Below are 20,803 nucleotides of genomic sequence, written 5' to 3' on the forward strand. Positions count from 1 at the left end.
CTAACTCACCAAATTATTAGCATCATCACTCATATTCAACAGCAGACCTACTGGAAAAGGAACATCTTTATGTAAAGGCTTTTTAACTGCATCTCTCACAAAAACATAAGAGTTTTTAAACCCAGGAACATTATTACCCTTTACAGCAATTATGCTATTTTCATAATCAATGGATAATATTTTCATATTCTGTACAGTTACTCTGCTATTACCTAAATGACCAGCCATTTTCTTCCCCCTGAATACTCTACCAGGATCTTGACATTGACCAGTAGAACCTTGTGATCTATGAGCAATAGAAACGCCATGAGATGCCCTAAGCCCACTGAAGTTATGCCGCTTCATTACACCAGCAAACCCTTTGCCTAAAGAATAACCCGTAATGTCAAGATATTGACCAACTACAAAATGATTAACCCCCACCTTTTTACCACATTCTATTCCGAATAGATCAGTTAATCTACTTTCGTATAATTTACATTTACTATTTATACCCTTTTTCTTTAAATATTCCAACTGAGGTTTTGCTATTTTTTTTAAATCTCCTGTGCCTAAAATGACTGAATTGTAGCCACATTTATCTTGTCCTTTTATATCGATAATATAAGTTTCGCTGAGATGCAATAAGGTTACAGCCATGCGACTATTATCAAAATACATAGCAGTATGGCCAACATTCGTCATTAACAAACCAATTCTCCTAAGCGAATTTATTCTCTTCATTTCCTTTTCCTAAATATTAACTTCCTTAACCTTTAAATCCACTTCTACACCAGCAGAAAAAGATAAATCTGCAAGCATCTTCATCATAGTAGAAGTAGGATTATGTACAATAATTAACCGCTTAGAAATTCTCATTTCAAATTGCTCACGAGATTTTTTATCAACATGAGGAGACCTATTAACAGTAAATTTAGAATCTTTTCTTGGCAACGCAATCGGACCAGATAAATCTGCATTAAACTGCTTTAATTGATCAACAAACTCGCGAATACACTTTTCCAATAAAGAACAATCGAAAGCTTTGATTCTAATATATATATCTTGCTTCATCTTAGTTATTATACTCATTCTAAAATTTCCGAAACAACGCCAGAACCAACAGTTCTACCACCTTCTCTTATCGCAAAACGCAATCCTTTATCCATTGCTATTGGTACTTGCAACTCCACTTCTATACTTACATTGTCCCCTGGCATTACCATCTCCTTTCCATCTAGCAATTTTATACTCCCAGTTACATCCGTTGTCCTTAAATAAAACTGTGGCTGATAATTTCCAAAAAATGGTGTATGCCTTCCTCCTTCTTCTTTCTTCAATATATACACCTCCGCATTAAATTTCTTATGCGGGGTTATTGTCCCTGGTTTTGCCAATACTTGCCCTCTCTCCACTTCTTCTCTCTTTGTTCCTCTTAGTAGTATTCCTACATTGAGTCCTGCACTTCCCTTATCTAGCAACTTCTTAAACATCTCAACACCAGTACATATCGTCTTTTGCGTCGCTTTCAGACCTATTATCTCTACCTCATCCCCTGTCTTTATCTCCCCCTTCTCTATTCTTCCTGTTACTACCGTCCCTCGGCCCGATATTGAAAATACATCTTCTATTGGCAACAAAAACGGCAAATCTACAGGCCTTGGAGGTACTGCCACATACTCATCTAACTTCTCCATCAATTTATCTATTGATTTCTTTCCATACTCACTACTATCATCCTCTAATGCTTTTAACGCAGACCCAACTATCATAGGCACTTCATCACCTGGAAATCCATACTTACTCAGCAACTCTCTCACTTCCATTTCTACCAAATCTATCATATCAGCATCAGCAACATCAGCTTTATTTATATATACCACGATATATCCAACACCCACCTGTTTTGCCAGCAATATATGCTCTCTCGTTTGTGGCATCGGCCCATCAACCCCTGACACTACCAATATCGCTGCATCCATCTGTGCTGCACCTACTATCATATTCTTTACATAATCAGCATGTCCAGGGCAATCAACGTGTGCATAGTGTCTCTTTTCTGTTTGATATTCAACATGCGCTGTTGCTATTGTTATACCTCTCTTTCTTTCTTCTGGCGCTTTATCTATTTGATCATATGCTACAAAATTACCATAATGCTTTGTTATCGCCGCTGTTAACGTTGTCTTCCCATGATCCACATGTCCTATCGTTCCCACGTTTACATGCGGCTTTCCAAATGCTTCTACTATCGCTGTCATAATCTTAACTCTTCTACCTAAAATACAAATACATCAATAAATAATATGTTGATTTTATATAAATACAACAAAAAAAAGAGCGGATAGTGGGAATCGAACCCACGTCACTAGCTTGGAAGGCTAGAGCTCTACCATTGAGCTATACCCGCACAATGGAGGAGGTAGGATTCGAACCTACGTACGCAATGCGGACAGATTTACAGTCTGTTACCTTTAACCACTCGGTCACTCCTCCACAAAAATCTGTTAAGAGAACACTACCTTAACTTAAGTTTTATTATTCCTAATATTAAACATCCAAATCCAAAAGATCAAGTAATAAAAGCTAATCTAACTGATTTCAGTTAGATTTTACTTTTATATAACAAAATATTGTCAATAAAACGCCTAAATAAATAATGTGAATCATGTGTACCTGGCGCTTCTTCTGGATGGTATTGAGTAGAAAAGACTGGGTAATCCTTCATCATTATCCCCTCTACACTATTATCAAATAGAGAAATATGAGTAACTTCAACGTTACTTGGAAGAGAAGCTGAATCAACAACAAAACCATGATTTTGGCTAGTTATCTCAACTTTTTTACTCTCCAGATCATAAACTGGATGATTACTCCCTCGATGACCAATATCCATCTTGACAGTCTTTGCTCCCAAAGTAACTGCAAGTAATTGATGGCCCAGGCATATGCCAAAAACTGGTATTTTAGATTTCACAATAATTTCTATTTCTGAAATTACACTCTCCCCTATCTCTTGTGGATCACCAGGGCCATTTGAAAGCACTATACCATCTGGATTCATGCTTAATATTTTGTGAGCAAAACCTGTATCTGGTTTGACTAATTCAACCGTACAATCAAGTTCTACTAAACGTGAGATTATACTATTTTTTATACCGAAATCAACAATTACAACCCTATATTTTGCATTAAGAGCGCTTTGAAAGTTATTACTTAAACTGACTTTCTTAGTTATTTCTATTCCATTTACAGATTTGTATTTCTTCAATTCATCTAATATATGTGCCTCACTTGACGGACATATCATTCCATTTTGAGATCCATGTTTTCTCAAATATCTCATCAAAGCTCTAGTATCAATTCCCGATATCCCAACTACATTATTTTTCTCCAACCAATCATTTAAACTAATATATGAAGAAGAGTGAGACATAATAGAAAGTTCACGCATAACCACACCACTTGCAAAAATTTTCTCTCCTTCATTATCTTTGTGATTTATTCCAACATTACCAATATGAGGAAAAGTGAACGCTATGATTTGATTAGCAAAAGAAGGATCGGTTATAGTATGTTGATACCCGGTCATACCAGTGATAAAACAAACTTCACCTATACATTTGCCCTTTTTACCTACCGATCTTCCCCAAAAGCACTTGCCATCTTGTAAAACTAAAGCTGCATCCTGCATTTAATTCTCTCAACTCATTTAAAATATTATATAAGAATTTTAAATTACAAGTAAGCAAATACTAAATTTCCCTTTAAGTTTATATAAAATTCAAAATTATAAGTAGCTTTCTTTTTTTATTATTTAGCAAAATTATAGCAAACTTAACTTGTGTGAATAGGCAATAGTCATTACATTCATACTTCACGTTATGTAAATTCACATGGATAGAAAAACTTGTCTCATTACAGGAGCATCATCTGGCATTGGAGAAAGTCTAGCACGGTTGCTCATTAAAGATGGATGGTTTGCGATTGGCATTGCAAGACGCACTGAAAAACTGGAAAAATTAAAAGAAGAATTAGGTAGTAATTTTTTACCTATAACGTGTGATGTAAGCAAAAGTGAAAATATTAAAAACTCGTCTGATTTTTTAAAAAAGCAAAATATTATACCAAATCTCTTTTTTCTTAATGCAGGATGTGGCGAAATAGAAGATAAGTTTCATACCAACATTCATAGAAAAACATTTGAAACCAATTATTTTGGCGTTATCAACTGGATTGAAGAATGGATTCATCATAATTCCTTGGCAACTTTTGCGGTTATATCTTCTCTTGTTGCTATGCATGCAACACCACATGCTTCTGCATACTGTGCCAGCAAAGCAGCACTAAAAAGTTGTTTTCAATCACTAAAAATCCAATATGCTAACAGTAGCACAAAGTTTATCACTATAATGCCAGGGCCAGTAAAAACAGATATGTTTAAGTCTAATAAACCACTTCCCTTCATATGGGAGCCAGAAAAAGCTGCAGCATATATTTTAAAAAGTATATTTAAAGGAAAGAAAGTTATAGCTTTTCCAATTTTCTGGCGGTTATTTTTTCATATTTTACAAATTCTTCCCACTAAAATGACTGCAAGAATCTTACGATAATCACCAAATCTACCATCTTGTAAAGCTAAAGCTCTTCAAAACTCAATCGCAAGCTTCTCCACACAAAAACATCTTGACTATCGCATGTTTCATATTATATGAATAAACTGTTAATGAAAGTGGAGGTTCGCAATGCCTAATAATACAGATCAGTCTAAAAAAATAAATGAGAAATGGTTATTTATAGGAGGTGCTTCATTGTTTCTTGTAATAATGCTGCCATCAATTTTTCTCTTAGCAAAAATAGCTATGATGTTTGTTATAATCTCAACTACAGCAATAGCAATAAAAATTGCCTCAAAAGCAATATCAAACGTTTTAGAGGATAAAGAGAATCAATCAACACAAAACAAAATTATAAACCTAGCTATTGGAGCGGTGTCCATACTTGCAGGTGGGCTATCATTACTTATTACAGCAAAAGTTGGTTTCATCGCAATATGTTCAACTATAGCTATTTTAGCTCTGTACGAATATATTAAAGATGAAAAAATAGGTAAGGATATAAATGATAAATTCGATGAAATAGCTAATAATACAACTGAGTTTTGCGTCAACAGCATTGAAAAACTTATTCCATCACAAAGTTGTGAAGTGTAATCTTTTGTTTATAAATTTTTAGATGCATGGCTAACGTATAAACACTGAAATCAGCACTTCCTTTCTTGTGATCCTAGTAATGGCTTCCATCATCAAAAATGTTGTATTACTTTTATACTCGCAAATCCAACTGAATTCCAGTACTGGAATGACATTACCCTGAATGGAAATCGGTGCGTGATATACATCTGTATAGAGATTAAATATGTCATTCAGGTAGCCTCTTTGTTATCATTCTAGTACTGCCATTCTATAGGTAACAGCTGTACCTGGAACTCCTCTCTTGTCATTTCAGCACTTGATGCTGGAATGGCTTTGTTGTATCACTCTTCGGATAGTAGGTAACGTGGAATAAATTCATGAAGCTATCTCAAATTTAGCCATGCCTATATCAGTAAATTTGTTAAGCAAATAACACTTGAGTAGCAGTTCTCTCTCACGATTAACCTCAGATTTGTTTCTAAAACTAAACCCAAATGTTTGCTTCAGTCGCGAGAAAAAACTTTCTATATAAGATCTCTTCCCATAATTTATCTCTTTTTTCCACCTCTTCATACCATCTTCATCATATGACTTTATGAGCTTGATTGTAGAATTTCTCTCATCCATATAATCCAACTTTGGATGCTCTACTGCATTATTTTGCGGAGGAATCCTTGTCTTTATGTCAAGCTCATCGCACAGTTTGTATAACTTCTTTCGATTATATGCCCTGTCTGCATATAGTGTGCTTATATTATATTTAACATCAATCCTTGCAATAAGATCACATGCTCCATAGTGGTCAGAATAAACTCCGCCACTGTATTTTGCTGCTATAACTTTTTTGCTACCTATCTCTAGCATTACATGCAGTTTTCTTGTTTGCTCATAGCGGCGATACTTTCTATCTGTACCATTTGCCTTGCTATGACCTGGAATATTATTGTAGATGCTTATTCCAGTACTATCTATGGCAATCTCAATATCTTCTGTATTATTTTTATCATGTCTTCGATCATTAATTTTGATGTTAAGTTTTTTAAGCCTTCTTGAGGCCTGGGAATAGCTAATAACTTGCAAGTTTTTCCTTACTTGCTCAAGGTACCCTGCTATAAATCCCGCTGTTTGTCTCAGACCTATTCTAAATAAACAAGTTATTATGTGAACCAGAATCACGACCTTATCGCTATAAATATAGTTGCCACCAGCCATTTTTGGACCTTTTTCGTACCAATTTTCTATGGCATCATTGACGTAATAAAAAATATTTCCCCTCTCTTGGAGAAATTTGTTATATTCATGGCAGTTACTGACTCTCATTTTTTGTGGCATATTTTTCTTTAGTAGGTTAAATGCTTGTCTTATAGTGAATTTTGTCAGTAACTGCCAGTTCTTTTTATTTGACCTATGCAACAAAGCCCGCTGGAATCCAGAAAACTTAATTTCAAACCAGTACTTTCCCTCTTTTCATCCCAATTTCCAAAATGTTACTCCAGTACTGAAATCCAGCTTTTTTATAACTATCGAAAACACTGTATTACTTTACAAATTTAACTAGATATAATTACTTGCATGGCACGTTCGTAAAATTACGATAAAAAATTACTTGACAAACTCTAATAGTTTTGTTACCATGCACAGTGAAGGCGTTCTAGAGCTCGGAATCTATCTTCGTCTGCAGACTTTTCAATTCAATTAATCTATAATCTTCAGTTAAAATATATTTTAGCTATACTTCGGTCGTAGCTGTATACATTTTTCTGAATCTTTTTTTATTAACAGGAGGATCATTATCTTTAAAATTCTGAATTACGCATATCATTAACCTGCATGTCTTTAAGGGACAGATGGTACCTATGTCCTTTTTATATTATATTTTATAGCAATATCATGTATTACTTTACACCCCAGTCTTTTTCAAATATTGCGAGCCCTTGATCAGTAAGTGGATGATTAATTAACTGTCTAAGTATTTTTGCTGGTACAGTAATTGAATGAGCACCAAGCCGTGCAGCTTCTATTACATGTGCTGGACTTCTTACTGATGCAACAAGAACTTTTGTCTTAAAATTATAATTAGAATATATAGTGCATATATCTTCTATTAGCGATAAGCCATCATAGCTTATATCATCAAGGCGACCAACAAAGGGAGAAATAAAACAAGCACCGGCCTTAGCGGCAAACAGTGCTTGCCCAGGAGAAAAACATAATGTGATATTAGCAGGTATTTTATGTTCTGTCCACAACTTTTTACAAGAAATTAATCCTTCATGTGTAAGGGGTAACTTTACTACGATATTACTAGCGATTTTCGTTAACTTAAGGCCTTCTTTAATCATCTCTTTATGGCTATCTGCAACAACTTCAACACTAACAGGCCCTTTTATAACAGAGCATATTTCACTTACTAAATCTTCGTATTTGTCCTTATGCCCGGACTTTGCTATTAAAGAAGGATTAGTTGTTATGCCATCAATGAACTCTTTTAGCTCCTTAATTTCATTCAAATCAACACTATCAAGAAAAATTTCCATATTATTGTCCTATTCAAAACCCATTTTTACAAAATATTGTCATCTTTGAAAAGTGTTAAATAAAATCGGATTTTTAACTCAACTCAATTCTAAGTCTGTTAGGAAAGAAAATATTGAACTGAGACATAGTATACCCCTGGTAATAAACATGAATTGGTTGCATTTTATTAACAGAATTAGCATAACCAATTTCTGAAGTTTACTAGCTTTACGTCCAATAGAAATTCTTGCATAGCCTAAAACTTAGTGCTACTATTAGTATAGTAACACAAATAGATAGTGAGGAACAATAAACAAAATGACTAAGGTCGAGTTTAACGCTCGCAGTTAAATTCAACTAAAAAGGTTAATGTAAAAGGAGTTTTGATAGCTTAATCACTCCTAAAGTAAATATATTACCAGAACAATATAGTAAGTGGGGTACACTATGTCACCAAAATTCCTGATATTGAAAGATATATTAGCAGAATTGAAAAGAAAAAATAGCATTACTGTTCTAGAAGAATACTATCAGAGCAAATGGGAGTTTTATGACTCGTTAATGGATTTGGCAAATAATGAAAAAGCGTATAAAGACCTTATAGAATTAGCAAATCAGGCAAAAAAAGCTGTAAGTAAGTACTTTAGAAACAAAGACATAGACCTTCGAGCTTTTTATGTAAAAACTAACAATTCTGATAGAGTGTTAAACATTAATCTTATTAATTACAATAAAAGTGAGCCAATAAGAATTAGCGATATCTTGCAGCAAGAAAGGGATATTAGCGAGTTGAATATTTATTGCGATAAAAAGCATGACATATACGCTTATCGAAAAGGTAAGGAAAGACATTATGAATTTAAAGAGGATGCATATTATGAAATAACAAGCACTTGGCCTGTGCAGGACAAACATGGGAAAATTTTTACCTGTACTATGGTTATGAATGTAAGTAGTTCTGGTATAACTGAAGTACTGCAATTTAATGGTAAAGATTTTGAATCGCCATCCAAGGAGTTTTGGGAATCAATAAGACAAAATGAGGAATTATATATTCAAGGCCTCTCTCTACACGATGCTGTAAAAGCATTATTGGAAAAGAATAAAAATGCTCCAGCTGTTAGTAATCTGCAAAATAACGAACATATCGTAATCAATCAAGACGAAAAGCTGAAAGATCTTGAGAATAAAGTTGATTTACAAAAGGTTGCAATTCAGACAGAAGTTAATTCACAACAATTAGATCAAGAGCTTACAAAAGCTGAACAAGAAATTAGAGAATTAAATGAGCAGAGGAACGAATTACGATATAGGCTCGATGAGGCTGAGCAAGAATTTGAAGAGTTAGAAAAGCATAATAGTGATTTACAGAATGAACTTGAAGAAGAAAAGCAAAAAAACGTAAAATTGCAAATTGGACTAACACAAAAAGATGAGAAGCTAGAAAATATATCAACAGAGCTGCAAGGGAAAATACAAGAACTTGAAGGTGCATATGAAGAAAAGAAAGACCTGAAGAAAAAGTTGGAAGTTGCTAATGCAGAACGAGAGAAACTGAAAGGTGAAGTGAATAAGTTAGAAGAAGATGCAAGTGAAAATGAAAAGGAAGTAGAACGCATGAGAGATGAACACAGTAAATCGTTAATGAATTTAAAATCTCAAATGCAAAGCTTAGATGATAAGCAAAACACAAATCTGGAATCTTATAAACAAGAGGTAGATCAGCTAAAGTGGAAATATGAAGAGTTAAAGAACGAGGTAGAGCTTAAAAATAAGCAGATTAAGAGTCAAGAAGAACAGTTACGGCAGGATGAACGTTTAACGAATTTAAAACCTCAAATGCAAAATTTGCAAAGTGAGCACAACGCACATTTAGAATCTGATGAACAAGAGGTAAGTTAGCTAGAGTGGGATGAAAAGTGGGATTTTAAATCGTCAGAGGGAGAGCTAGAGACTAAAGATGAGCAAATTGAGAGGCAAAGAGAACAGTTACGGCAGGAGATGGAAGAAGAAATAATGGATCAATGCCGTTCATTTATAGAATCAAAGTTTGAAGAGTATGAGAATGAGATTGAAATATTGAAAGAAAAGATTAAAGATATGGAAATTGAAAGAATAACGGGAGAAAGAGAAAAGCTAAACGGTAAAGAGCAACATCTAAATAACCAAGTAGAAATGTTAAGTACAGAGATTTCTCAACAGGAACCTTTGAACAATCGTGCAAAAATATCTGATCAGCTTGTAGGGGAAGTTGATAATGCAGAAAGAAAATCTAGATCTTCAAGCTCTGATAGTGCATTTTATAGTGATGATGATTGCTGTAATTCACTTCTAGACTTCATCAGCAGTCCCTCAAAGGTGTGTAGCCAAAGTCAGCACGGAAGTGTTTAATAAACATACTTATTTAGATGCATGTGAAATCAGTGCTTTTTTTCCTGTCATTCAACTCTTGTCATTCCAGTGCGTGACACATAGCTGTACGAACATTGCAATACGGCACATAATAAACAATGTCATCCCAGTGCGTGACACTGGGATGGCTTTGTTGCATCACTCTTCGGATAGTAGGTAACGTGGAATAAATTCATGAAGCTATCTCAAATTTAGCCATGCCTATATCAGTAAATTTGTTAAGCAAATAACACTTGAGTAGCAGTTCTCTCTCACGATTAACCTCAGATTTGTTTCTAAAACTAAACCCAAATGTTTGCTTCAGTCGCGAGAAAAAACTTTCTATATAAGATCTCTTCCCATAATTTATCTCTTTTTTCCACCTCTTCATACCATCTTCATCATATGACTTTATGAGCTTGATTGTAGAATTTCTCTCATCCATATAATCCAACTTTGGATGCTCTACTGCATTATTTTGCGGAGGAATCCTTGTCTTTATGTCAAGCTCATCGCACAGTTTGTATAACTTCTTTCGATTATATGCCCTGTCTGCATATAGTGTGCTTATATTATATTTAACATCAATCCTTGCAATAAGATCACATGCTCCATAGTGGTCAGAATAAACTCCGCCACTGTATTTTGCTGCTATAACTTTTTTGCTACCTATCTCTAGCATTACATGCAGTTTTCTTGTTTGCTCATAGCGGCGATACTTTCTATCTGTACCATTTGCCTTGCTATGACCTGGAATATTATTGTAGATGCTTATTCCAGTACTATCTATGGCAATCTCAATATCTTCTGTATTATTTTTATCATGTCTTCGATCATTAATTTTGATGTTAAGTTTTTTAAGCCTTCTTGAGGCCTGGGAATAGCTAATAACTTGCAAGTTTTTCCTTACTTGCTCAAGGTACCCTGCTATAAATCCCGCTGTTTGTCTCAGACCTATTCTAAATAAACAAGTTATTATGTGAACCAGAATCACGACCTTATCGCTATAAATATAGTTGCCACCAGCCATTTTTGGACCTTTTTCGTACCAATTTTCTATGGCATCATTGACGTAATAAAAAATATTTCCCCTCTCTTGGAGAAATTTGTTATATTCATGGCAGTTACTGACTCTCATTTTTTGTGGCATATTTTTCTTTAGTAGGTTAAATGCTTGTCTTATAGTGAATTTTGTCAGTAACTGCCAGTTCTTTTTATTTGACCTATGCAACAAAGCCCACTGGGATCTAGTTTTTGGACATTGTTTTTGACATATGTCCTGAAGAACTATTGTTTACTGCATAATTTGCAAATTTTTATATCTAGATCCCAGTGTCACGCACTGGGATGACAAGAAAGAAGATACTGGGGACATCCTTCTGATGTTCGTACAGCTATGTGTCACGCACTGGAATGACAAACGTAGAGATGACAAAAATAGACTCATTTCTTGAACAAAAAAGAGCCCCTAAAGAGATTTGACATCAAGATAACTTAAATATATACCAACTCTCTTATTTTTTAATGATTCCTCATCATGAGTCAGGTGATCAAAAACCTGAATTTGATTTGTTACAATGCTACAATCATTATTTACGACCTCTAATACACCATTGTCAATTACAACTTTCTCCTTTATCTGGTTACTCATTTGAACAGTAATTATACCAGGCAATAAATAAATTAAATAAGGGGAATGGCAGGCTAAAATCATCAATTCCCCTTCAAGCCCACTCACTGAAAGCGAAACCACTTCATCGAATGAAATTCGATTATCAGGAGAAAAAAACTGCACCTTAAAAGTGTTCATAATCTTTAATGTCCGGCTCCAACTTCAGCTTTTATTGATTCAGCCTTTTCTATTGCTTCACTTATACTTCCCACCATATAAAAAGCAGCTTCTGGCAGATGATCATATTTACCTTCAATAATTCCTTTAAAACTAGAAATAGTATCAGAAAGTGAAACAAATTTGCCAGACATGCCAGTAAATACCTCCGCAACATGAAAAGGTTGAGAAAGAAACTTCTGAATTTTACGAGCTCTATCAACAATAATTTTATCTTCATCAGATAGTTCATCCATACCAAGTATTGCGATAATATCTTGCAGCGACTTATAAGTTTGCAATATACGTTTCACCTCAGAAGCCACATTATAATGTTCTTCACCAATGATTTCAGCAGATAAAGACTGAGAAGTTGAGTCAAGTGGATCAACAGCAGGGTATATACCTATTTCAGCTATCTGCCTTGACAACACTGTGGTTGCATCAAGATGAGAGAATGTCGTTGCTGGAGCTGGATCGGTCAAATCGTCTGCAGGAACATATATAGCCTGTACAGAAGTAATAGAACCAGCAGTAGTTGAGGCTATTCTCTCTTGCATAGCGCCCATATCAGTCGCAAGAGTTGGCTGATAACCAACAGCCGACGGTATTCTTCCAAGCAAAGCAGAAATTTCAGAGCCAGCTTGAGTAAAACGGAAGATATTATCTACAAAAAATAGAACATCTTGATTTTCATGATCACGAAAATACTCCGCCATAGTTAGTGCTGTTAAAGCAACCCTAGCCCTTGCTCCAGGAGGTTCATTCATTTGACCATAAACCAAAACGGCTTGAGATTTTTCGTGCTCATTTATATCTATTACATTCGAAGTAATCATCTCGTTATAAAGATCATTACCTTCACGTGTTCTCTCTCCTACTCCAGCAAACACAGAAAATCCTTTATGAGCTTTTGCTATGCTGTTAATCAGCTCCATTATCAGAACTGTTTTACCAACACCAGCTCCACCAAATAAGCCAATTTTTCCTCCTTTAAGATAAGGAGCAAGAAGATCTATAACCTTTATTCCTGTAACTAAAACCTCTTCCTGTATCTTCTGCTCGGTAAAACTTGGAGGTGATCTATGTATAGGTTCTAAATTATACTTTCCTTTTAAAGGACCACACTCATCTATAAGCTCTCCTACAACATTAAAAATCCTTCCTAAAGTTGAGCGTCCAACCGGAACTGATATTGGTGCACCTGTATCAACAAACTCATCACCTCTTGACATACCATCTGTGCTATCCATAGCAATGCAACGAACTATATTGTCACCTATATGCTGTGAAACCTCTAAAACTAGCTCCTTGCACTTATATTTTAGTTTGCTTTTTAAAGCATTAAATATCTTAGGTAACTCGCCTTCAAATTTTAAATCAACAACTGCTTGAGTTATTTTAACTACTTTACCTGTACTCATCTCTTTCATCACCTAACACTACAATTCTATAAAAGAACTTCTAAAGAAAATAAATCTTATATTATTAACAGAAATTTTGCAATATTAAAACACTCACTAGTTACGTTTCATTATAAACAATGCAAATGCATTCAATAGCCAAGTAATAACAAACAGCACCAAACTAAGCGCATAAGCAGCAAGAGTTTGCACACTATTGAAATCCTGATCTCCGGTAAGTAATGTAGCAATTTGTACAGTGATAGTAGTAACTGAATTGAGAGGATTAAAGGTCAAATTTGCATTGATTCCCACAGCCATTAGTACAATCATTGTTTCACCTATCACTCTTGAAATTGATAATAAAATTGCACTTAAAATTGTAGGCATTGCATAAGGTATTGTTATATGCCATATAGTTTCCGCTGGTGTTGCGCCAAGCGCCATAAAACCATAACGTAAACTTTTTGGAACAGATCTTATAGCATCTTCAAGCAAAGAAATAATAAAAGGAAGAATCATTACCCCGATCGATAAACCAGCAATCAAAGCACTTTCTGAGTGTATACTTAAATTAAAAAAATTTGCTACCTGCTTTATAAAAAAAGACAAAAATACAACTGAGAAGTATCCATATACAACAGTAGGAATAGCAGACAAAACCTGTAAGGCTGTATTAATAACATAATGCACTTTTTCACTCGCATACTCACTAATATATATTGCAGAAAATAAACCAAGCGGCACCGCAACTAACATTGCTATAATAGTTATAAGTAATGTCCCCACTAAAAGTGGCGCTATACCAAAACATCCCACCTCTCCTTCGCCAATAATAGCTACATTATGCTTCCATTTTAAGCAAAATAAGAATTCTGAAATAGCTACTTTATTAAAAAAAGAAATGGACTGAACAAAAATAGATAGCATTATAAATAAAGTGATAAAAAGTGATATTGCTAAAGCCATAAATAACAAAAATTTTACCATCTTATTTCTTTTACCTTTAAAGATAAAAATCAGCATAAAAAAAAGTAACGCTATAGAAATAGAAGTTATAAAATAACCATCATAGAATGCTAACAAACAAGGTAGCATCCACATACAACTCAAATATATATAAGACTTAACTTTACTTACTGCTTGAAACTTACTCAAACAAAATAAAAGGATTAGTAAAACAGGTACGCCTATAATTAAATTCATTTTTCCATATATCAAATTTTATTCAACAAGAATGCCATAGAAGTTGACCATTATTTGACAATAGAGCAAAATAGTTTAAAATAAATAGTCATATTAATATAAAAACAATGAAAAGAACATTTCAACCAAAAAATTTAAAAAAAAAGCACAAACATGGATTTCGTTCACGTATGTCAACAAAAGCTGGAAGAAAAATTCTTAATAAGCGTCGCTCATTAGGGTGTAATAAATTATGCGCATAGTAAGTATAAAAAAAAAGAGTTTTCCTTTGCTTTTAAAAACAGATTAGCACCTTACAGTCTTTTTTATCGAGGGGTATATATATCACTATATGCTATAAAAGAAAGAGAACCTGAAAAGTATATTCATGTTATTAGAGTAGGTCTGGCTATCAGTAAAAAAGTCGGAAAAGCAGCAAAAAGAAATAAAATAAAAAGGCAATTACGAATGCTAGCTAAAGTTAGCATTTCTAATATAAGTAATGTAGGATACTATTACATAATACTAACCCATAAAAACATTATGCAAGCAGGCTATAAAAATTTACAAAAAGACCTCAATATTTGCTTAAAGAAAGATAAAATAAGAAGGAATTTTCACTAAAGTATTTACAGCTATATTTTTTATGATAAGATAAGTGAAGTCTTTAAAATAAATTAATAGATGTGGGTGCTTGAGGTAGAGAGTATAAAAAAACAAGATAAAAAGCTCGATACAAATAATGCTGAAGAGAGTTTTTATGAATATAGAAAGTCTAGCTATCGTACACAATGGGGAATGGCATTTGAACAAAGCCAATACTTAGAACAAAATAAAGATAATCCTAGAGGAAAATTGCTAAATTTTAATATAGAAGCAACTCATTACAATAAGAGAATAGTTTGATAAAAGTACCCGTTCAGGGAAGTGGTTCAAAAAACGATAGGCAGAGGATTATATAGTTCTCTTTGTTTCCATGTTAAGTATAATGAAATTATCCTTTCAAGTTCGTAGCTCTGATTACGTAAAATATGAGCTTTTACAGTAAACGATATAATGCCTAATTTGCTGTTCAGCGTGATAGTGGAATACTTTCTGGTTTACTTAAAAAATTTCACATCATTCTTTCAGATTTTAAAATATTTTTCGCAACTTGAGAAGCTCCAGTTGCTTCAGATAGGTAGCTTCAAGTAATACCTTATACGTTTTGCAACTTTCTTACACTTCTGTTTCATTTTTTAATAAAGCTTTTTTTAGCATAAATAATTCAGTGGATGCGTTTTTTAAGTAACAGCCCAGAATTTTAACTTCAATAGTTCAGCTATGTTTCAAAGTACCTGTCAGCGACTATTACGATTGCAACATACACTGTCTTTTAAATCTTCTTTCCCTTTAAAACTTGCAGTATTGCTTCAGCACTAACCAAGTTTACCTTTATTATAACATGTTGATGCGCAAAACCTCACTTTTCTTATTCGATTTGCTCATACACCTTTTTGCATTTTGAAGGAACTCTATATTCACTATTTGATACGCTTTCAATTCACATTAAAAACATCACTTACAATTCTCACGTTTTGAACTTTTATAAAATCCACTGAGTACTACAATTATCAACTAACTCTTGGACCGAATGTATCTGCTTCTTGGTAGTTTGCTACTTCTTCTTTCTCCTCATCTCCAACAACTTAATTAATATTCAATTATATAAAGTTTGATTTTCGAAAGATCAATTGTTTGATGATTTGTTAAATGTTACTATCTCTCCTTCTAATTTGCAAATAGGTGACAAATTCTACTTTTAAATTTTCTACTTTTATCTTAAAGTTTTCGCAGAGTTCTAAAAGATCAGTTATATTACCTCACAGCTACTCTATGTTTACCTTATTTCATCGCTCTACTTAGAAGATATAAATAAGAAGAAATTTTTATAAACTTGGCAACGACCTACTTTCCCTTTTTAAGTATCATCGGCGCTAAAAAGTTTCACTTCCGAGTTCGAAATGAGATCGGGTGGTTCATTTTTGCTATAGCCACCAAGTCAACAAAAATTTCTGACTTAACAAATTTTAATTTAATATTTAACACTGCATATGCACATATAGAAAGCAAATAAATCAATCAGGCTATTAGTACCAGTTAGCTTCACATGTTACCATGCTTCTACACCTAGCCTATCAACGTGGTAGTCTCCCACGGCCTTAATTGGGAAATTTTTTTGAAGAGGGTTTCTTGCTTATATGCTTTCAGCAATTATCCCATCTATACATAGCTACCCAGCGATGCTATTGGCATAACAGCTGGTACACCAGAGGTATATACATCTCGGTCCTCTCGTACTAGAGTCAGATCTTCTCAAATTTCCTTCACCCACGGCAGATAGAAACCGAACTGTCTCACGACGTTCTAAACCCAACTCACGTAACACTTTAATCGGCGAACAGCCGAACCCTTGGGACCTTCTCCAGCCCCAGGATGTGATGAGTCGACATCGAGGTGCCAAACGGTGTCGTCGATATGAACTCTCGAACACCATCAGCCTGTTATCCCCGGCGTACCTTTTATCCGTTGAGCGATAACCCTTCCATACAGAATTACCGGATCACTATGACCGACTTTCGTCTCTGCTTGGCTTGTCAGCCTCGCAGTCAGGCAAGCTTATGCCATTATACTATCAAGCTGATTTCCGACCAGCTCTAGCTTACCTTCGCACGCCTCCGTTACTTTTTAGGAGGCGACCGCCCCAGTCAAACTACCCACCATACAATGTCCTAGTTCCAGATAATGAAACATAGTTAGATATCAAAAGTGTAAAGGGTGGTATCTCAAGGTTGACTCCATTATAGCTAGCGCCATAACTTCAAAGTCTCCCACCTATCCTGCACATCACACTTTTAATAGCAATGTAAAGCTATAGTAAAGGTGCACGGGGTCTCTTCGTCTAACCGCGGGTACCCCGCATCTGCACGGGGAATTCAATTTCGCTGAAGTGATGTTGGAGACAGTGGAGAAATCGTTACGCCATTCGTGCGGGTCGGAACTTACCCGACAAGGAATTTCGCTACCTTAGGACCGTCAGTGTTACGGCCGCCGTTTACTGGGGCTTCAATTCAGAGCTTGCACCCCTCCTATTAACCTTCCAGCACCGGGCAGGCGTCAGACCCTATACTTCCACTTACGTGTTTGCAGAGTCCTGTGTTTTTAGTAAACAGTCGCTACTCCCTATTTTGTGCCACCTACTCATAGTTGCCTAAAAGCAGGTTACCCTTCTTCCGAAGTTACAGGTATAATTTGCCGAGTTCCTTCAACATCATTCTTTCAACACCTTAGTATACTCTACTCATCCACCAGTGTCGGTTTACGGTACGGCCTCATAAATATAAGTGCTATTTCCTGGAGCTTCTTTTAAGCATAGATCAATCCAATAAGACCTATACAAATACAAAACCCGTCACACTTAAGAGGTTTAGGAATATTAACCTAATTGCCATCGACTACTCCTTTACGGACTCGCCTTAGGAACCGACTAACCCTACGCAGATTAACTTAACGTAGGAACCCTTAGATTTTTGGTGAGAGTGTTTTTCACACTCTTTTACGCTACTTATGTCAGCATTCTCACTTCCGATATCTCCAGCAGTTTTTACAAACCACCTTCACAGACTTACGGAACGCTCCGCTACCGCGCCTATTAATCGAAATCAATAAGCACCCACATCTTCGGTATACAGCTTTAGCCCCGGTACATTTTCGGCGCAGAAAAACTTATTTAGACAAGTGAGCTGTTACGCTTTCTTTAAAGGATGGCTGCTTCCAAGCCAACCTCCTAGCTGTAATGGTTTTTCTACTTCCTTTCCCACTTAGCTGTAATTTTGGGACCTTAGATAGTGATCTGGGCTGTTTCCCTTTCCACCACGGACTTAGCACCCATAGTGTGTCTGCTGTATAATTAATTATTGGTATTCGGAGTTTGGTTAGATTTGGTAAGATGATGAATCCCCCTAGTCTATCCAGTGCTCTACCCCCAACAACATAAATACAACGCTCTACCTAAATAGATTTCGCGGAGAACCAGCTATTTCCAAGTTTGATTGGCCTTTCACCCCTAATCACAACTCATCCAATAATGTTGCAACATTAACTGGTTCGATCCTTCAGTATGTTTTACCATACCTTCAATCTGGTCATGACTAGATCACTTGGTTTCGGGTCTAATCCATAAAACTAAACGCCCTATTCAGACTTGCTTTCGCTACGCCTACACCTACCGGCTTAAGCTTGCTTCATAGATTAACTCGCTGACCCATTATGCAAAAGGTACGCTGTCACTCTAAATATCAATAAATTGATATAGAGCTCCAACTGTTTGTAAGCACTTGATTTCAGATTCTATTTCACTCCCCTCCCGGGGTTCTTTTCACCTTTCCCTCACGGTACTTGTTCACTATCGGTCGTTAAGGAGTATTTAGGCTTGGAGGATGGTCCCCCCATATTCAAACAGGATTTCACGTGCCCCGCTCTACTCAAGGATTTAAAAACTTTCTATTTATACAGGACTATCACCTTCTATGGTTACCATTTCCAGAGTATTCTAATTCTTATTTTTAAATCACTAGCCTTTTCCGCTTTCGCTCGTCACTACTAACAGAATCTCGGTTGATTTCTTTTCCTTTGGCTACTTAGATATTTCAGTTCACCAAGTTTGCTTTATATATTTAGTATATAATAACTAGCTAAGCTAGTTGGGTTTCCCCATTCGGAAATCTGCGGATCAAAATTTGTTGACAATTTCCCACAGCTTATCGCAGCCTGCCACGTCCTTCATCGCCTCTTAACGCCAAGGCATCCATCAAGTGCTCTTAATAATTTATCTATCTGACTATATGTAGAATATGCAGAGTTAAATATTAACTTACAATTGAATTGAGATTAAATAATCTCTACCATAAAACTTTTCAAACATCTAAAAACTAATCTTTTATATGTTACAATCTGATAAATCATATGTCAACGCCTTTTTACACAAAACATTTACCTATTATTATCAACAACAATATACCAGCAATCTTAAACAGTACAATCTGAGAAATATTCGACAAATTGATATGTACAGAAAAATTAATGAAAAAGATATTTTGTAAGATAAAATGTGTTAAAATTAGTTACCTAAAAATGAAAATGAACATTTGGAGTATTTCTAATGTATGAAAAGTAATCTATCTTTTATAAAAAACTTTGCTTTAAATTGTATATCCAAGCTCACTGGCTTATTAAATAGTAAAAAAGTAAAAGATTTCATTATGGATAAATACAGTACTCTCCATAAAGAAATTGTAGTGTTTCTTGAAAAATCTAAAAACCTGTTAAATACCAACACTGAAATCGGGTTATATCACTTCTATAAAGGTAATATATCAGATGCAAAGTTAAGATTTTGGTTAATTAGCATATTCTACCCTAATTTACCTCTAGTCTGGTATAATATCGGAAGATGTCATTTTGCAGTAGGCAATACTAACAAAGCTTATAATTATTTAACAAAAACCCTAAAATTAGATAGTAGTCATAAAGAAGCTTCTTACTATATAAAGAAAATAACAAACACATCAGATATTGTGGAATTGCCTGAAAATCTCATAAAGCAATATTTTGATTACACAGGTGAATATTTTGTTGAACATTGGTTGATTGCCAAACAATACAGAGGACATGAACTAGTACATATGATAATCAAAAAAATCTTTCACAACTCCACTTCTGAACTGAATATACTTGACCTTGGTTGCGGTACTGGAATATGTGGTCACTTCCTAAAAATAAATAATATTAGAAGTCGCATAACAGGAGTTGACATCTCAAATAGAATGCTCAATATTGCAAGAGGATGTCTTATAAAAGGTAAACCTGTTTACAATGAGTTAATACATACAGAAATGAAAGAGTTTCTTAAACAAGAGAAGAACCAGCAGTATGATGTAATTATCTTTGTTGAAGTGCTACACTATCTACATGATTTTCTAGCAGAATTGGAACTAGCAAAAGGATTGACAAACAAAAAAGGGGTTATTGTATGTTTAGTAAGAAGAAAGGAAGGTAAAGGTATTGACTTTGTAAACAAAGGAGATTATTTTCGTCATTCAGAAGATTATATTCAGCATGTTGCAAAAGAAACAAATATGCAAATAAGTCAAATGAGTTACTGTAAAATATATGGCAGTCAGGTTGATGGTATCTTATTTGCATTACAACATCCACAAACAAATTCAACAACTTAATCGAGAAATCGCTCAAATAAATTTCTATAT

General features: G+C 34.8%; 18 protein-coding genes, 2 tRNA genes, 2 rRNA genes and 1 pseudogene. 8 read left to right on the plus strand and 15 right to left on the minus strand.

Annotated features, from left to right (window positions below; genetic code table 11):
- From rplC to carA, 6 genes are all read right to left on the minus strand, one after another.
- A complete protein-coding gene (gene rplC / locus ABWU52_RS05720; protein ID WP_353276540.1) occupies positions 1-723 on the minus strand; it encodes a 50S ribosomal protein L3 in 723 nt (240 codons plus the stop codon).
- A gap of 9 nt (positions 724-732) precedes the next feature.
- Complete coding sequence (gene rpsJ / locus ABWU52_RS05725) at positions 733-1,053, minus strand: 30S ribosomal protein S10 (protein WP_353277745.1); 321 nt, start codon at positions 1,051-1,053, stop codon at positions 733-735.
- A 14-nt stretch (positions 1,054-1,067) separates the two neighbouring features.
- Complete coding sequence (gene tuf / locus ABWU52_RS05730; protein WP_353276541.1) at positions 1,068-2,240, minus strand: elongation factor Tu; 1,173 nt, start codon at positions 2,238-2,240, stop codon at positions 1,068-1,070.
- Between the two features lie 78 nt (positions 2,241-2,318).
- Positions 2,319-2,389: transfer RNA gene (locus ABWU52_RS05735), tRNA-Gly, on the minus strand.
- Between the two features lie 4 nt (positions 2,390-2,393).
- A tRNA-Tyr gene (locus ABWU52_RS05740) sits at positions 2,394-2,475 on the minus strand.
- Positions 2,476-2,584: 109 nt separating this feature from the next.
- Positions 2,585-3,673 carry a glutamine-hydrolyzing carbamoyl-phosphate synthase small subunit gene (carA, locus tag ABWU52_RS05745; protein WP_353276543.1) on the minus strand — a complete coding sequence of 363 codons (1,089 nt, stop codon included), beginning with the start codon at positions 3,671-3,673 and terminating at the stop codon, positions 2,585-2,587.
- A 202-nt stretch (positions 3,674-3,875) separates the two neighbouring features.
- Here carA and ABWU52_RS05750 point away from each other — a divergent pair, with 202 nt between their 5' ends.
- Positions 3,876-4,592: an SDR family NAD(P)-dependent oxidoreductase gene (locus ABWU52_RS05750; protein WP_353276545.1), complete on the plus strand. Its 717-nt coding sequence runs from the start codon at positions 3,876-3,878 to the stop codon at positions 4,590-4,592.
- Between the two features lie 132 nt (positions 4,593-4,724).
- The gene (locus tag ABWU52_RS05755) at positions 4,725-5,192 is read left to right on the plus strand and encodes a hypothetical protein (RefSeq protein WP_007302528.1); all 468 of its coding nucleotides are present in this window, start codon (positions 4,725-4,727) and stop codon (positions 5,190-5,192) included.
- A gap of 357 nt (positions 5,193-5,549) precedes the next feature.
- On the opposite strand, the gene ABWU52_RS05760 is transcribed toward ABWU52_RS05755, so the two are convergent.
- Complete coding sequence (locus tag ABWU52_RS05760; protein ID WP_353276237.1) at positions 5,550-6,587, minus strand: IS5 family transposase; 1,038 nt, start codon at positions 6,585-6,587, stop codon at positions 5,550-5,552.
- A gap of 482 nt (positions 6,588-7,069) precedes the next feature.
- Complete coding sequence (gene fsa / locus ABWU52_RS05765; protein ID WP_353276546.1) at positions 7,070-7,711, minus strand: fructose-6-phosphate aldolase; 642 nt, start codon at positions 7,709-7,711, stop codon at positions 7,070-7,072.
- 427 nt (positions 7,712-8,138) lie between these two features.
- Between fsa and ABWU52_RS05770 the strand changes: the two genes are divergently transcribed.
- Both ABWU52_RS05770 and ABWU52_RS05775 read left to right on the plus strand, forming a co-directional pair.
- Entirely contained in the window at positions 8,139-9,593 is a 1,455-nt protein-coding gene (locus ABWU52_RS05770) for a hypothetical protein (protein WP_353276548.1), read from the plus strand.
- Between the two features lie 99 nt (positions 9,594-9,692).
- Positions 9,693-10,082, plus strand: a complete 390-nt coding sequence (locus ABWU52_RS05775) for a hypothetical protein (protein WP_353276550.1) — start codon at positions 9,693-9,695, stop codon at positions 10,080-10,082.
- A 193-nt stretch (positions 10,083-10,275) separates the two neighbouring features.
- Here ABWU52_RS05775 and ABWU52_RS05780 read toward each other — a convergent pair whose 3' ends face one another.
- The 4 genes from ABWU52_RS05780 to pstC all read right to left on the minus strand — a co-directional run bounded on the left by ABWU52_RS05780 (position 10,276) and on the right by pstC (position 14,519).
- Positions 10,276-11,313, minus strand: a complete 1,038-nt coding sequence (locus tag ABWU52_RS05780; protein ID WP_353276237.1) for an IS5 family transposase — start codon at positions 11,311-11,313, stop codon at positions 10,276-10,278.
- 237 nt (positions 11,314-11,550) lie between these two features.
- On the minus strand, positions 11,551-11,892 hold the full coding sequence (locus ABWU52_RS05785) for a F0F1 ATP synthase subunit epsilon (protein ID WP_353276552.1): 342 nt from the start codon (positions 11,890-11,892) through the stop codon (positions 11,551-11,553).
- 5 nt (positions 11,893-11,897) lie between these two features.
- The gene (gene atpD / locus ABWU52_RS05790; RefSeq protein WP_353276554.1) at positions 11,898-13,334 is read right to left on the minus strand and encodes a F0F1 ATP synthase subunit beta; all 1,437 of its coding nucleotides are present in this window, start codon (positions 13,332-13,334) and stop codon (positions 11,898-11,900) included.
- A gap of 96 nt (positions 13,335-13,430) precedes the next feature.
- Positions 13,431-14,519 (minus strand): phosphate ABC transporter permease subunit PstC, encoded by a 1,089-nt coding sequence (gene pstC, locus ABWU52_RS05795; protein WP_353276556.1) that lies wholly within the window; start codon positions 14,517-14,519, stop codon positions 13,431-13,433.
- A 107-nt stretch (positions 14,520-14,626) separates the two neighbouring features.
- Between pstC and rpmH the strand changes: the two genes are divergently transcribed.
- From rpmH to ABWU52_RS05810, 3 genes are read left to right on the plus strand one after another with little or no spacing between them, the layout of a single operon-like run.
- Positions 14,627-14,761, plus strand: coding sequence for a 50S ribosomal protein L34 (rpmH, locus tag ABWU52_RS05800; protein ID WP_010404613.1), 135 nt, complete (start codon positions 14,627-14,629; stop codon positions 14,759-14,761).
- On the plus strand, positions 14,745-15,122 hold the full coding sequence (gene rnpA, locus ABWU52_RS05805) for a ribonuclease P protein component (protein ID WP_353277747.1): 378 nt from the start codon (positions 14,745-14,747) through the stop codon (positions 15,120-15,122). The genes rpmH and rnpA overlap by 17 nt, the downstream gene beginning before the upstream one ends.
- 60 nt (positions 15,123-15,182) lie before the next feature.
- Positions 15,183-15,404, plus strand: coding sequence for a hypothetical protein (locus tag ABWU52_RS05810; protein ID WP_007302521.1), 222 nt, complete (start codon positions 15,183-15,185; stop codon positions 15,402-15,404).
- 26 nt (positions 15,405-15,430) lie between these two features.
- Here the strand turns inward: ABWU52_RS05810 and ABWU52_RS05815 are convergent.
- From ABWU52_RS05815 to ABWU52_RS05825, 3 genes and pseudogenes are all read right to left on the minus strand, one after another.
- Positions 15,431-16,241, minus strand: a pseudogene (locus ABWU52_RS05815) (IS66 family transposase); the annotation flags it as partial.
- A 191-nt stretch (positions 16,242-16,432) separates the two neighbouring features.
- Positions 16,433-16,539: ribosomal RNA gene (gene rrf, locus ABWU52_RS05820) — 5S ribosomal RNA — on the minus strand.
- 67 nt (positions 16,540-16,606) lie between these two features.
- A 23S ribosomal RNA gene (locus ABWU52_RS05825) occupies positions 16,607-19,371 on the minus strand.
- A 331-nt stretch (positions 19,372-19,702) separates the two neighbouring features.
- Here ABWU52_RS05825 and ABWU52_RS05830 point away from each other — a divergent pair.
- Positions 19,703-20,773 (plus strand): methyltransferase domain-containing protein, encoded by a 1,071-nt coding sequence (locus tag ABWU52_RS05830; protein ID WP_353276558.1) that lies wholly within the window; start codon positions 19,703-19,705, stop codon positions 20,771-20,773.
- Positions 20,774-20,803: the final 30 nt, after the last annotated feature.

This window comes from Wolbachia endosymbiont (group B) of Villa cingulata, from assembly GCF_964028285.1.
Classification (GTDB): Bacteria; Pseudomonadota; Alphaproteobacteria; order Rickettsiales; family Anaplasmataceae; genus Wolbachia.